Source organism: Microvirga makkahensis (genome assembly GCF_009830105.1).
Taxonomy (GTDB): Bacteria; Pseudomonadota; Alphaproteobacteria; order Rhizobiales; family Beijerinckiaceae; genus Microvirga; species Microvirga makkahensis.
This window is the reverse complement of the sequence record NZ_WURB01000050.1, coordinates 1-13,317: the sequence shown is the minus strand read 5'-3', so window position 1 is coordinate 13,317 and position 13,317 is coordinate 1. Positions and strand designations below refer to the sequence as shown.

The following is a 13,317-nucleotide window of genomic DNA, read 5'->3' as shown; positions in this document are numbered from 1 at the left end:
AATCACGAATCGCCTCGATCAGCGCCTCCGGGATGCCGCACAGGCCGAACCCCCCGGCCATGATCGTCATCCCGTCCTTCACCAGACCAGCCAGCGCAGAACGCGCATCGCCGTATACCTTGTTCATCAGTTTCTCTCCTTACGGGAGTTGGATCGCGCCCGGACAGGCCTGGCGAACTCCGCGGCCGGACGAAGCATGTCGGCAGCGGAGTTCCCTATGACCGACGCGACATGGCAAGCACGATTACGATGCCGAGATTCTCCAAAGACCACTATTCCGCGTCCGGCTGGGCTGACGGGTGCGCCCTGCGGAAAGCCGGATGCTCCCCGGCAATTCTCTCGACACGGAGAATGCGCGGGCAGGAGGCGAGCGTCACGTTGAAGCGTCGCGCCGCGTAGAGCTGCGGCAGGAGATAAACGTCGGCCATCGACGGATCCGAACCGAAGCAGAAGCCCTGATCCCCGATGAGGGCTTCGACCGCTGAAAGCCCCTGCCCGATCCAGGTGGCGATCCAGTCGGAAACCTCCTGCTCGGAACGGCCGAAAGCCTTCCTGAGATGGGTGAGCGGACCGACATTGTGCAACGGGTGGATATCGCAGCCTATGATCGACGCCACCGCTCTGACCTTGGCCCTTGTCACCGGGTCGGGCGGCAGAAGCGAAGGCGCCGGATAGACCTCCTCCAGGTATTCCAGAATCGCGGGCGACTGGATGAGCACGCTGCCGTCGTCGAGCTCGAGCGCCGGCACGCGTCCCTGCGGATTGATGGCCCTGTAGCCCGACTCATTCTGCTCACCGCCGTTGCGGACCAGATGAACGAAGGCCTGCTCGGCCTCGACCTGCTTGAGGGCAAGCGCAATGCGCACGCGGTAGGAGGATGTGGACCTCCAATACGTATAGAGCTTCATTTCCTCGCCCTCATAGTGACGGCAGGATCGTGGCCCGGCATTCGCCGAACCCGATGGGCGCAAAACCCTCCTTGCGGCTGCGGGCGCGGAGGATCACCTCGTCGCCGTCCTCGAGGAAGCGCCGCTCCTCTCCGGAGGCAAGCACGATCGGGTTCTTGCCGCCCAAGGTTGTCTCGAGGATGCTGCCGCAGCTCTCCTGATCGGGACCCGAGATCGTGCCTGTGCCCAGGAGGTCGCCCGGTTGCAGATTGCAACCGTTGCACGTGTGATGCGTGACCATCTGGGCGACGGTCCAGTACATGTGGCGTGCATTGGACAAGGCGACGCAATGGGGCGGAAGGCGCTTCTCCCTCATGGCGGGAGTGAGAATCAGCACCTCCAGCTCCAGATCGAGCCCACCCTCGTTCCGATCCGCCTCGTCCGTCAGGTAAGGCAACGGAGCGGGATCGCCCTCAGGCCGGCTCGGCTGCGGGATGCGGAATGGCGCAAGCGCTTCAGGCGTCACGATCCACGCTGAGATGGTGCTGGCGAAGTTCTTGGCCAGGAACGGACCGAGCGGCTGATATTCCCAGGCCTGGATGTCGCGCGCCGACCAGTCGTTGAGCAGGCAGTATCCCCCGATATGACCGGGCGCCTCGGCGATGCCGATGGGCTCGCCGAGCTCGTTGCCGGGTCCGATCCACACGCCCAGCTCCAGCTCGTAGTCGAGCCTCTGGCTCGGACGGAAGCCTGGCTCGGACGCATCCGGCGGCTTCGTCTGCCCGCGCGGCCTGCGCACGGGCACGCCGGAGGGGCGGATCGACGACGCGCGGCCATGATAGCCGATCGGCACATGCTTGTAGTTCGGCAGCAGGGGATTGTCCGGGCGGAACTGCTTGCCGACATTGGTGGCATGGTGAATGCCGACATAGAAATCCGTGTAATCCCCAATGCGCGCCGGCAGGTGCAGGGTGCAATCGGAAGCCGCCTGCAGGCACCCATCCGCTTTCCCTTGATCGGGACTGCCCTGCGCCAGGATTTCCGACAGGCGCCTGCGCAAGGCCTGCCGCGGGCCTGCGCCGAGAGCGAGGAAGGCGTTGAGCGCCGCCCCCGAGGCTGCCTCCGCCGCCCGAGCGGCCTCGCCCGTGAAGAGACCGGCTGCGAGAGCAGCTGGCAGGTCGAGGATCCGATCGCCGATAGCGACGCCGCCCCGGGGCCCACCGCCGCGGGGGCTGAAGACCCCCAGCGGCAGATTCTGGATCGGGAAATCCGCGTGGCCGTTGGCCGAAGCCACCCAGCTTTCGAGCTTCGGATCGTGCGTATGATCGAGTTGCGCCATTGTTTCGATCACCGCTGGTTCGGGTTGAAGTGCTTCTTCAGCTTGTGACCGTAGGCGCCGTAATCCTTCTGAAGCGACTCGGTCTCGGCCGCGAAGGCCGTCACCTTCTGCGGGAAGCGCGTTTCGAACATGAAGGCAAGCGTGCCTTCCAGCTTGTGAGGCTTGAGCTCCACGTTGCTCGCCTTCTCGAAGGAGTCCACGTCCGGCCCGTGCGGCAGCATGGTATTGTGCAGCGACATGCCACCGGGCACGAAGCCGCCGCCGGTCTTGGCGTCGTAGACGCCGTAGATCAGGCCCATGAACTCGCTCATTACGTTCATATGGTACCACGGCGGCCGGAAGGTATTCTCCGCCACCAGCCAGCGGTCCGGGAAGATCACGAAGTCGATATTGGCCGTGCCGGGCGTCTCCGAAGGCGAGGTGAGCACGGTGAAGATGGATGGATCGGCATGGTCGTACAGGATCGGCCCCACCGGCGAGTAGTGCCGCAGATCGTACTTGTAGGGTGCGTAGTTGCCGTGCCAGGCCACCACGTCGAGCGGCGAGTGATCCATGTCGGCGACCCAGAGCAAGCCACCCCACTTCACGTACATCTTCGAAGGGGCATCTCTGTCTTCATACGCCGCCACCGGCGTGAGGAAGTCGCGCGGATTGGCGAGGCAGTTGGCGCCGATCGGCCCGCGCTCCGGCAGGGTGAACGCGCCGCCATAGTTCTCGCACAGATAGCCGCGGGCGGGGCCGCTGGTCAGCTCCACACGGATCTTGACCCCGCGCGGGATCACGGCGATTTCGCCCGGCTCGATATCGATGATGCCGAACTCGGTCCAGAGTCTCAAGGATCCCTGCTGAGGCACGAACAGCAGTTCGCCGTCGGCATTGTAGAAGTACTCGTCCACCATCGAGCGGGTGATCAGGTAGACATGCGCGCCCATGCCGGCCTGGGATCCCGCATCCCCTGCGGTCGTCATGGTGCGGACGCCTTCCAGGAACGAGACAGATTCGGTCGGAAGCGGGATCGGATCCCAGCGCATGGGAGCGATCGGCACCTCCACCTCGACCGCAGGTGCGGTGCGCCACAGGCCGATGTCGGCCTTCTGGAACTGCCCCCAATGGGTCACGGTCGGCCGTATCCGGTAGAGCCAAGACCGCTCATTCGTGGTGCGCGGCGCGGTGAAGGGCGAACCGCTCAGCTGTTCGGCATAGAGACCGTAGGAGCACTTCTGGGGAGAGTTGCGGCCGATGGGCAGCGCTCCGGGGAGAGCTTCGGTCTCGAAGCCGTTGCCGAAGCCTGACATATAGCCCGGCTGGATTGCGCTCTCCTGCACCTGCGATGCCTGCGTCTGAGCAATTTGATTCTGGACATTCATGGTCGTAACCTCCAAAGATAGTTACATGCGTAACTATTGTTTTTGTAACTAACAACCCGATGACGAAACTCGATCTCGAACAATTTCTGCCTTACCGCCTCAACCGGCTCAGCGCAGCCGTTTCCCGGGAATTCCAGTCCGTCTACGGTCCGCACCACGACCTGACGACGCCTGAATGGCGGGTCCTCGCAACCTTGGGCCAATTCGGGGAGAGCAGCGCCAAGGAGATCGGGCGGCACTCATCCATGCACAAGACCAAGGTCAGCCGCGCGGTCCGGGCCCTGGAGATGCGCCGCTGGCTCAGGCGCCGCGAAAGTGAGGAGGACCGCCGCGAGGAAATCCTGACGCTCACGGCGCAGGGGCGCCGCGCATACAAGGACATCGTGCCCAAAGCCTTGGACTTCGAGCAACGCATCCTGCGTGATCTCGGCCCTAAGGCCCCTGCCCTTCTCGCCGCATTGGCGCGGCTTGAGGACGTCCTCCTCCGGTGACCTTAAGCGAGGGCGAAGAGCCTTCTCGAATGAGCTTTCCGCCGCAGAGATCTGCGGCAGGAACTCATTGCGATGCGGCATGGCGCCCGACGATGTACCCGAATGTGAGCGCCGGTCCGAGCGTGATGCCTGCACCGGGATACGACCCGCTCATGATCGAGTTGATGTCATTTCCGCAGGCGTAAAGGCCCTCGATCTCCCGGCCGCTCGTGTCGCGGACCTGACCGTTGGCGTTGACGTCCAAACCCATCGTCGTGCCAATGTCGCCCGGGAAAATCTCGACGGCGTAGAGCTTACCTTCGAGGGGTTTCAAGCACTGGTTCGGCTTGTGGTCCGGATCGCCGAGGGCCGTCTGATAGGGGGTCGATCCCTTGCCGAAATCGGGATCCATACCCTGGGCGGCAAATCGGTTGTAGCGCTCGATCGTGGAGCCGAGGGACTTGGCGTCGATGCCGCATCGGGCAGCCAGTTCCTCCACATTCGGGCCGCACTTGAGATAACCCGATTTCAGGTGTGGACCGATCCTGCCTGGGAAACACGGCACCGCACCCAGTCCGTAGCGGCGCAGCGCGTGATGATCGCAGATCAGGAATGCCGACATCCGGCCATCGTCCATCAGTTTGGTCACCAGCCCCTGCACGAAGTCGTGATAGCTCGCCGCTTCGTTGGTGAAGCGCCGGCCATCGTGGCCGACTGCGATGATGCCGGGCTTCGCCCTGTCCATGAACAGATGCGGAAATGGCCGCTTCGATCCGTCGGATTGCGGAATCAGGGAGACGGGTGCCCAGGACGCGGCGTCCGAATTGGTGGTGACGAAGGCCGCCCCAATCGCCTCGGCTGCGGAAATCGGCCCGCCGGTGTTCGGCGAAGGTGCCATGCTGTAATGGGGCAAGCCGCGGCGGACATGATCGAACATGTCCGCACGGCGCTTCGCATCATGCGGAAAGCCGCCACCGGCGAGAACCACACCTTTCCTGACCTCAATGGTCCTGTCGCCCTGCCTGGTGCGGATGACGGCGGCCGAAACGCGACCGGCCCCGTCCCGCCGAAGCGAGACGAGCTCATGCTCGGTCAAGAGCGGAATGTTCAGGGAGAAAACCGTCTCCGCCAAGCGGCCGGCGACCGCCGCGCCCAGGCTCAGACGCGTGTTGCGGCCGACGAGCATCTTGTCCTTGCCGTATCGCAGAACCTGCTTGGTCGCATGCACGAAGGATGGCCATCGACGCATCATGCGCACGAAATGGTAGAGATCCATCCGGCCGAGCTGCATGCCGCCGAGGATGGTGAATTCCCTGATCGGAGGACGCAGCCGTGCAAGGTTCCTGCCCAGAGCCCTGCCATCGTACTCCAGCGCATCGAGCACGCGCCCTCCCAGCGCCGCCCCATCCTTTTCCGGGTGATAGTCCGGAGAATAGGGGCGATGCGCCATCCTCAGCGCCGTCTTTTCATGGAAGAACGCGATGGCCTCGGGGCCGTTGTCGAGAAACGCGTCAACCAACTCCGCATTGAAGCGATTGCCCGTTTCAAGCTCGATGTAGCGGCGGGCGGCTTTGGGGTCATCCTCCATCCCGGCGGCGCGCATGAGCGGATTGTCGGGCACCCAGATCGCGCCGCCCGACACGGCGGTCGAGCCGCCGAAGTACTCGGATTTTTCTACGACGACCGGTTTCAAGCCACCGTGCGCCGCACTGATCGCCGCCGCTAGCCCCGCCGCTCCGGAGCCGACGACGAGAAGGTCACAGCTTGCGGGAAGACTCTCAGACGCCATGGAGCGGCTCCGGTCTGGGGAAACGGCCAGTTGTCCATCCTCCGTCGACGGCTAGGACCTGCCCGGTAACAAAGGAGGCCTCGTCGGAGGCGAGGAACCGCACGGCACGTGCGACATCCTCCGGCTTACCGACGCGCTGCAACGGGCACTGCTCGATCATGATCTGACGGCGCCAGGTCTCGGTCTGGATGCGCTCGGCGGTGAGCGGCGTTTCGATCAGGCCCGGGGCCACGGCATTCACACGAATGCCCGAGGGACCGAAATCGGTGGCCATCTGACGGGTCATTCCGATAACGGCCGCCTTCGACATCGAATAGCCCGCGCTGTTGTAGGCGCCGATCATACCGAAGACAGAGGCCGTGTTCACGATCGATCCGCCACCCGTCTCCATCATGCGAGCCACGCCCCATCGCGACAGGCGAAAGACACCGAGGATGTTGATGTCGAAATAACGCTGGAGGTCCTCGTCCGACGTTGCGATAGCGTGGGCGCCACGTGCGACGCCGGCGTTATTGACGAGGATGTCGAGCGAAAGGCCGGACCCGTCGAGGGCTGCGCCGATCACATCGAGCAGGCCCGCGTCGGTCACGTCGCCCAGAACGGGAATCAGGCGATCCGATTTCGACGCCAGTCCGTTGATGCCGGCCGGCTCACGGTCGACGGCCGCGACAACAGCGCCTGCCGAGAGAAACGCATGGCAGATCGCCTCGCCGATGCCCTGCCCCGCACCGGTGATGACGGCGACCTTTCCCTGAAGGGATGTGATAGGAAGGTCCATTTCTGCCTTTCCTCAGAATGCTGCCGTGCCGCCGACCGAACGGCCGCCGTCCACGATCAGAACCTGACCTGTGACGTAGCTCGCACGAGGATCGGCGAAGAAGGAGACGGCGTGAGCGATGTCTTCGGGGATACCCAGCTTTCCGGTGGGTTGTGCGGCGCGCATCTCATCGAGGCCATCCTTTCGCTCGAGCAGCATGTCGGTTTGGATAATGCCAGGTGCGACCGCGTTCACCGTGATCTGCTTCATTCCCAATTCCAGGGCCATCGCCTTGGTAAATCCCGCGACCGCCGCTTTCGAAGCGACGTAGTGCGCATAATGCCGAGCTCCGAAGGCTGCCCGCGAGCACAAGTTCACGATGCGGCCCCCTTCGGGCATTTTCCGCGATGCCTGTTGGGAGAGAGTGAACATCGCGATCAGGTTCACCTCGTACATCTTGCGAAAATCGTCCGCAGTGAGCTTATCGAACTCGATGACGGTGAAGATGCCTGCGTTGTTGACCAGAACATGCAGGTTTTCGACGCTGTCGATCAGGGACTGCGTGGCCGTCGGGTCGGTGATGTCGAGGACCGCGGCGCGCGCCTCGTAACCCTTATCCTGAAGTCGACGGACCGTTTCCTCGGCAGGCGCTTGCGCGCGATCGGCAACGACAATGGCGAAGCCGTCTTCCGCGAGACGGTTGGCAATTGCGCGGCCAATCCCGGCGCCGGCGCCGGTGACGATTGCGGTTGGCGATCTGTGCTCAGACATGGACATAACCTTCCAAGCGCCTTGACGTGCAAGGCAGGGTAAAAGTCAGATAATCACGGGGATCGGTCGAGGACCGCGAAGCATGCCCGCAGACCTCAAGGGACCGGCGCAAGCATTCTTGCGCCGGTCGGAAGGATCAGTTCAGGCCGAATGTGTTCTCGTCCAGCTTCGCGAAGATGTTCTCATGTACAACCTTCGCCACCGCTTCGGCGTCGTTCCGATCGATGCCCGCGAGGAGCTTGGCCCACTTCTCCTGCAGGGCGAGAAACTCCTTCACGATATCGCTCGGATCCTCCACACCGCGCTCCTTCATGGTGCGGGCCGGAGCGTTCTCGACGAGAGTGCTTCTGAACTTGGCCAGAGCCTCCTCCAGTTCGGCATGGGGCTTGTTGATGGAGATCTTGCGCTCGGCAGCGCCGGCAAGGGCGGCTCCCACGGCTTGAGCATAAGCGACCTGCGAACGTGCAAGGCCGAGAGCGGTCAGATCGAGGATCTTGCGGCGGCTTTCCGGACCGATCTCTTCCCAGAAGTCCTTGTTGTACACATAGGTCGCGCCGAGTGACGTTCCCTGCTCAAGGGTGGTGATCGACTTCACGACCTCCCAGAACTTGTAGCCCTTGTCGAGGTTCGTCGGATCGGAAAGCGTGCAGTCCAGCGAACCGCGCTCGAGACCCGAGTACACATCAGGCATCGGCGCCGCGACAGGAATCGCACCGAGCGAGGCGGCCCATTCATTCTGCGCCGTTCCCGCAGTGCGGACCTTCAGCCCCTTGACCGAACTCAGGTCGCCGAGATCCTTCATGCACAAGAACACATAGGTGGGTGTCGAATAGCCGCCGAGGAACACCGTATTGTGCTTCGCATATTCCTTCTGCATTCTCGGGTTGGTGAGTCCGATCTCGGTCAGGGCGAAAGCCGTGGCGAAATCGTCCTTCGCAACAAAGGCAAGATCGTTGATCAAGCCTGAAAGGGGCAGGTCCGAGGGCGTGTAGGATGCGGCGACAATGCCCATTTGTGCCACACCGTCACCAATGGCGCCGAGAGTTGTAGGCGCCGGAACCAGCGATCCCGAGGAGTAGATCTCGAATTCGATGGCGCCGTTCGTCGCGGCTTTCACATCGTTGACGAATTTCGCGAAGGCGACCTCGTTCAGGATATGCGTCGGCGCCATCCAGTTGGTTGCCTGATAGGTCTCCGCCTGAGCCAGGCTCGACATCATGGCCAGCGAGGCAACTGTCGTCAGAATTCTTTTCATGATTTCTCTCCCTAGATAGCTTGATTGGGTTGAACTGGGCACGAATTCGAGCGCCCAGGTTTTTCATTGACCGTCAGTTGGCCATGAAGGCGGGCAGCCAGAGGCTGATTGCGGGGAAGGCGACGAGAAGGGCCAGCGTCACGAAATCGATCAGGATGAACCAGCTTACGCCCTTGAAAATCTCCCCGAGCGTGACGCGATTGCCCATCGAGGACTTGATGACGAACACGTTCATCCCCATCGGCGGCGTCACAAGGCCGATCTCCAGCAGCTTTATCGTCAGAACGCCGAACCAGATCAGATTCACGTCGTGCGCGACGAGGAGCGGCCCCAGAACCGGCAGGCAGAGCAGCATGATGGAAATCGATTCGAGAAATGCGCCCAGGATCAGGAACAGGATGCAGATCAGGAATATGACGGTGAAGGTCGAATAGCCGTCGAACAGACCGATGACAAAATCCGGGATCGTGGCGAGCGCCACGAAGCGCGCAAAGAGCGCCGCACCCAGAATGACCATGAAGATTTCCGAGGTTCCGGCCGCAGTGTCCACAAGGGCGCGCCTCATGATGCCCATGTTAAGGCGTCCGCGCGCAAGAGCCAGAAGGAACGCGAGGAACGCGCCCGCCGCACCGGCCTCGGTCGCGGTGAAGATGCCGGCGAAAATGCCACCCATGATTCCAAGAATCAGCACTGGCAGGGGCCATGCATCGGCAATAAGTGCCCATTTTTCTTCAGGCGTGACCTCTACTTTCACCTTCGGCGCCAGCGCGGGATTCAATGCACAGCGGACGGTGATCATGCCGAGAAACATCACGGCGGTGAGAATGCCCGGGATGATGCCCGCAACGAAGAGCGTCGAGATCGAAGTGTCGAGCAGCAATCCGAAGACGATCATCAGAACGCTGGGCGGGATCAGCGCTCCCAGGGTGCCGGCCGCCGCGACGGACCCGGTGGCGAGGCCCTTGTTATAGTTCGAGCTGAGCATCTCCGGAACGGCGATGCGTGAGAAGGCTGCGGCGGTTGCGACCGATGATCCCGATGCGGAGGCGAAAAGCGCGCTTGCAGCGACCGTGGACGAGGCAAGCCCTCCCGGCAGCCACGACAGCAGGATGCGGGCTGCGCCGAACAAGCCGCGGGTCAAGCCCGCCTCCACGGCAATGAAGCCCATCAGCAGGAACATCGGGATCGCCGACAGGTTCCAGTCGCCAATCAGGTGGAACGGAACAGCCTTGGCGATACCGACCGCGGGCCTCCAGCCCATCATGCTCCAGATGCCTATGAAGGCGGTGCTGCCCATAGCAACCCCGATCGGCATCCGCAGGCCGATCAGCGTCAGAACGAGACCAATTCCGATAAATCCAATCTCTATGCGGTCCATCGCAGGCCTCAGTGACTATGAATCTGGGTTGTGGTTTCGACCAGCCGCACCCGGTCGCCCGCGAAGATCTTGATCAGCAGCACGAGGCAGGCGAGTGCCAGGCCGAGAGGCAGCATGTATTTCGCGGGCCAAACCGTTACACGCCACAGGCCGTCGACGGTCTCGTTGATCCGAAAAGCCCGCATTGCCACATCCCACGAGAACCAACCCAGGCCCATGTAGAAGATCAAGGTGCCGATCTGGCCCACCTTGCACATGACGCGCTGCGCGGCGGGACCGACATTGTCATAGATGAGGTCCACGGAGATCGCGGATCCCTTGGCCTCGACATAAGCGAGGATCAGGAACACGGAAGCGATCATGTAGTAGTTGGCCACGACCTCGGCCGTGCTGGGGACCGGATAGTGAAATACGTATTTCCCGATGACGTCCGCCATGATGTGAAACATCATCAGGGCGACTGACAATCCTGCCAGAACGGTCAATGAATTTGTCAAGAATCTTAGAATTCTTATCATGACATCTCCTCCCCCCTGTGCGTGCACCGGCCCGGCCTACGCCCACGGCCGGCGCACGGTTCTCACTGCATGCGATACCCGCCGTTGACGTCGATCACGGCGCCGGTGATGTAGGACGAGTCCTTGCCCATCAGGAACGCAACGGCTCCGGCGACATCCTCGGGGCTGCCCACTCTCTGAAGAGGGATGGATCCGGTGACTGTGGCGTAGTTCCCGGGGTCAAGCGATTGGTGCAGCATCGGCGCGTCAATCAGGCCGGGAGCAACGGCATTCACCGTGATCCCGAGATGGGCGGCCTCTCGCGCTCCCGCCTTGATCAAGCCCAGTACCGCACTCTTGGATGCAATATACGCCGAGCTCGAGCGATAGCCTCCGAGCTGCGCCGCCACCGACGCAAAGCCCACGAAGCGGCCATTCCTGAGAGTGCGGCGGCTTGCTGCACGCAGGTATTCACGCAACAGAAGGAAGGTCCCGGTTGAATTCACGGACTGCGTCAAGTTCCAGTCCTTCAACTCGATTTCCGTGATCGGCGGGCGCTCACCACCCGGACCGAACAGAAGAATACCTGCAGCCGCGACAACGGCGTCGATCGGCGCACCCGCCTCTTCGGCGACCCTGAAGGTGTTGATGACGCTCGTTTCATCTGCAACGTCGAGCGCAACAGCGCGGTGCCCCTCGCCAGGCAATCCGCTCAACGTGTCCCTTGCAGCGTCGCGTGAGAGATCCGCGGCAAGGATGCTGAAACCATCCTCTGCGAGCCGGCGAACGACGGCTCTCCCGATGCCGCCAGCCGCGCCGGTGACAAGACAGACGTGTGACATTCTTGATACATCCTAACAAGCAACGACAGCAGAATGAACACATTCTGCGCTCTCTGGCAAATATTATGTTTGCATAAATATCATTTTGGATCCAATTTTATTCCTGACATTGCGCGACTAAAGTTGAACGATCGTGACGTTGTCCAAGGGGGTAGCCATTTGACGGATAACCATACCAGTGCAGAAATGGTGGGCGAACGGCTGCGTGAAGTGATCCTGCGCGGCGAGCTGCAACCCGGCGAGAAACTGCATCAGAACCGGTTGGCCGAGCAGCTGGGCGTTTCGCGGACGCCGCTCCGCACCGCGCTCGCAGCGCTCGCCGATTCCGGTCTCGTCGTCTACGAGAGCAATTGCGGATACCGGGTCCGCGAGTTTTCGCCCGAGCAGATCCGCGGGGCCTTCATCGTGCGCGCGGAGCTTGAAGCGCTCGCCTGCACACTGGCTGCGCCCAACATGACCGACGCCTTTGCTCAGCAGCTGTTCGACTTCGTCGCGGAGGGAGATCGGCTTCTTGCAGGCGGACAGCTGCTGGAAGACAACCACGCGCCATACCGCGAGATGAATGTGAGCTTCCACAAGCTGATACAGACGATTGCCGGAAATCCCTGGATCGCTGATTTCGTCGCGCGCCTGCACAACGTGCCCCTGACATCGGATCGCATCATATTATGGGAGCACTGGAAGATCATTCATCGCTCTCATGACGACCATCGCCGGATCGCCGAAGCGCTCTCCCACGGGAACGGAATGCGAGCCGGAGCGATCATGCGTGAGCATGTGCTCTTTGCCATGGACTATCTCTTGAGTCAGCTGAACAGTCAGTCTGAAGGCGCGCTGCGTATCGTGCCGGCTCGGGCGAACACCCAAAACAGGAAAACATCAAAAAGGAAGCCTTGATGACGATAAGACTTTTTCATTCACCAGCATCACCCTACGTCCGTAAGGTCATGGTTACCGCCTACGAGCGTGGCGTTGAAGATCAGATCGAGATCCTTGGCTCAGCCGCCGGTCCGGTCAAGCGGGATCCCGAAATCGTCAAGCACAACTCATCCGGCAAGGTGCCTTGCGCCCTGCTGGAGAATGACACCCCCTTGTTCGACAGCCGAGTGATCTGCGCCTATCTTGACTCCCTCGCCGGCCGAGAAGGAACGGTCTACCCGCAAGGGGCGGATCGTTTCGACGTGCTGACCCTGGAGGCACTTGGGGATGCGATCCTCGATGCCTGCCTTCTGTGTCGTTATGAGGCGGTCCTGCGGCCGGAGAGCCTCCGGTGGGACGACTGGTATGCAGGCCAGATGGCGAAGGTCGATTCCGGCTTAGACGATCTGGAAGGAAAGTGGTTCGAAAGGATCTCCGGCGCATTTCACGCGGGATCGATCGCAGTGGTCTGCGCGCTCGGCTATCTGGACTTCCGCTTCTCCGACAAGGATTGGCGAAGCACTCATCCGAAGCTCGCCGCGTGGTTCGCAGAGGTTTCTGAGCGCCGCTCGATGAAGGAGACATTGCCGAAGGGGTAGTCCCGCTCGGCATGACCGCACGGCTCGCCCAGTTCAGCGGGCGAGCCACTGGGTCTTCCCCCTGATGCCTTTCGCAACGCCTGTGCCGGATTTGGAGGCACTCCTGGATCAGGACATGCTTTCCATATTTTTCTCCCAGCAGTATCCCGCAAGGCTATGAAGGCGGCGAGCGACCGCTCGGTCGGAATACGCTCGAGGCTATCGACGATAAAGACGACACGCGAGCAGCTATCATCGTCAGGGCACTGGCCATATGCACTGGCGGACGAAAGAGGTGCTGCACGCGATGTACGGCCACCGGAGCCGGTGAGCTCTCGAGATGGCACCGTCAGCCTAACCGGGTAGTGATGGGATGCTGACATAGATATGGGATGAACGTGTCTCGCCATCCCCGCGATGCCCGTCATCGCTTCCCGGCTGAAGTCATCAGCCATGCCGTGTAGTTGTA

14 protein-coding genes are annotated in these 13,317 nt (G+C 61.9%); 3 read left to right on the top strand and 11 right to left on the bottom strand.

The genetic code is table 11. The annotated features are described in order from the left end of the window. From GR328_RS25920 to hmgA, 4 genes are all read right to left on the bottom strand, one after another. The coding region (locus tag GR328_RS25920) for a CoA-transferase (RefSeq protein ID WP_281351965.1) at positions 1–127 on the bottom strand (127 nt) is incomplete at its 3' end. Between the two features lie 145 nt (positions 128–272). Beyond that, a complete protein-coding gene (gene maiA / locus GR328_RS25915; protein ID WP_160888538.1) occupies positions 273–908 on the bottom strand; it encodes a maleylacetoacetate isomerase in 636 nt (211 codons plus the stop codon). 10 nt (positions 909–918) lie between these two features. Further along, positions 919–2,226, bottom strand: a complete 1,308-nt coding sequence (gene fahA, locus GR328_RS25910) for a fumarylacetoacetase (RefSeq protein WP_160888537.1) — start codon at positions 2,224–2,226, stop codon at positions 919–921. A gap of 8 nt (positions 2,227–2,234) precedes the next feature. Continuing rightward, entirely contained in the window at positions 2,235–3,593 is a 1,359-nt protein-coding gene (gene hmgA, locus GR328_RS25905) for a homogentisate 1,2-dioxygenase (RefSeq protein ID WP_160888536.1), read from the bottom strand. 59 nt (positions 3,594–3,652) lie between these two features. Between hmgA and GR328_RS25900 the strand changes: the two genes are divergently transcribed. Continuing rightward, positions 3,653–4,084 carry a MarR family winged helix-turn-helix transcriptional regulator gene (locus GR328_RS25900; protein ID WP_160888535.1) on the top strand — a complete coding sequence of 144 codons (432 nt, stop codon included), beginning with the start codon at positions 3,653–3,655 and terminating at the stop codon, positions 4,082–4,084. A 64-nt stretch (positions 4,085–4,148) separates the two neighbouring features. Here the strand turns inward: GR328_RS25900 and GR328_RS25895 are convergent, their stop codons facing one another. The 7 genes from GR328_RS25895 to GR328_RS25865 all read right to left on the bottom strand — a co-directional run bounded on the left by GR328_RS25895 (position 4,149) and on the right by GR328_RS25865 (position 11,352). After that, complete coding sequence (locus GR328_RS25895) at positions 4,149–5,852, bottom strand: FAD-dependent oxidoreductase (RefSeq protein WP_160888534.1); 1,704 nt, start codon at positions 5,850–5,852, stop codon at positions 4,149–4,151. Next, entirely contained in the window at positions 5,842–6,630 is a 789-nt protein-coding gene (locus GR328_RS25890) for an SDR family NAD(P)-dependent oxidoreductase (RefSeq protein WP_160888533.1), read from the bottom strand. The genes GR328_RS25895 and GR328_RS25890 overlap by 11 nt, the downstream gene beginning before the upstream one ends. Positions 6,631–6,642: 12 nt before the next feature. Next, the gene (locus tag GR328_RS25885; RefSeq protein WP_160888532.1) at positions 6,643–7,380 is read right to left on the bottom strand and encodes an SDR family NAD(P)-dependent oxidoreductase; all 738 of its coding nucleotides are present in this window, start codon (positions 7,378–7,380) and stop codon (positions 6,643–6,645) included. Positions 7,381–7,516: 136 nt separating this feature from the next. Beyond that, complete coding sequence (locus GR328_RS25880; protein WP_160888531.1) at positions 7,517–8,635, bottom strand: C4-dicarboxylate TRAP transporter substrate-binding protein; 1,119 nt, start codon at positions 8,633–8,635, stop codon at positions 7,517–7,519. A 73-nt stretch (positions 8,636–8,708) separates the two neighbouring features. Next, positions 8,709–10,013: a TRAP transporter large permease gene (locus GR328_RS25875; RefSeq protein ID WP_160888530.1), complete on the bottom strand. Its 1,305-nt coding sequence runs from the start codon at positions 10,011–10,013 to the stop codon at positions 8,709–8,711. Between the two features lie 8 nt (positions 10,014–10,021). Beyond that, on the bottom strand, positions 10,022–10,510 hold the full coding sequence (locus GR328_RS25870) for a TRAP transporter small permease subunit (protein WP_246216101.1): 489 nt from the start codon (positions 10,508–10,510) through the stop codon (positions 10,022–10,024). Between the two features lie 83 nt (positions 10,511–10,593). Next, a complete protein-coding gene (locus GR328_RS25865) occupies positions 10,594–11,352 on the bottom strand; it encodes an SDR family NAD(P)-dependent oxidoreductase (protein WP_160888528.1) in 759 nt (252 codons plus the stop codon). Between the two features lie 123 nt (positions 11,353–11,475). Between GR328_RS25865 and GR328_RS25860 the strand changes: the two genes are divergently transcribed. Continuing rightward, complete coding sequence (locus GR328_RS25860; RefSeq protein ID WP_205790320.1) at positions 11,476–12,249, top strand: GntR family transcriptional regulator; 774 nt, start codon at positions 11,476–11,478, stop codon at positions 12,247–12,249. Between the two features lie 5 nt (positions 12,250–12,254). Next, positions 12,255–12,869 (top strand): glutathione S-transferase N-terminal domain-containing protein, encoded by a 615-nt coding sequence (locus tag GR328_RS25855; RefSeq protein ID WP_160888539.1) that lies wholly within the window; start codon positions 12,255–12,257, stop codon positions 12,867–12,869. The last annotated feature ends 448 nt before the right edge of the window (positions 12,870–13,317 follow it).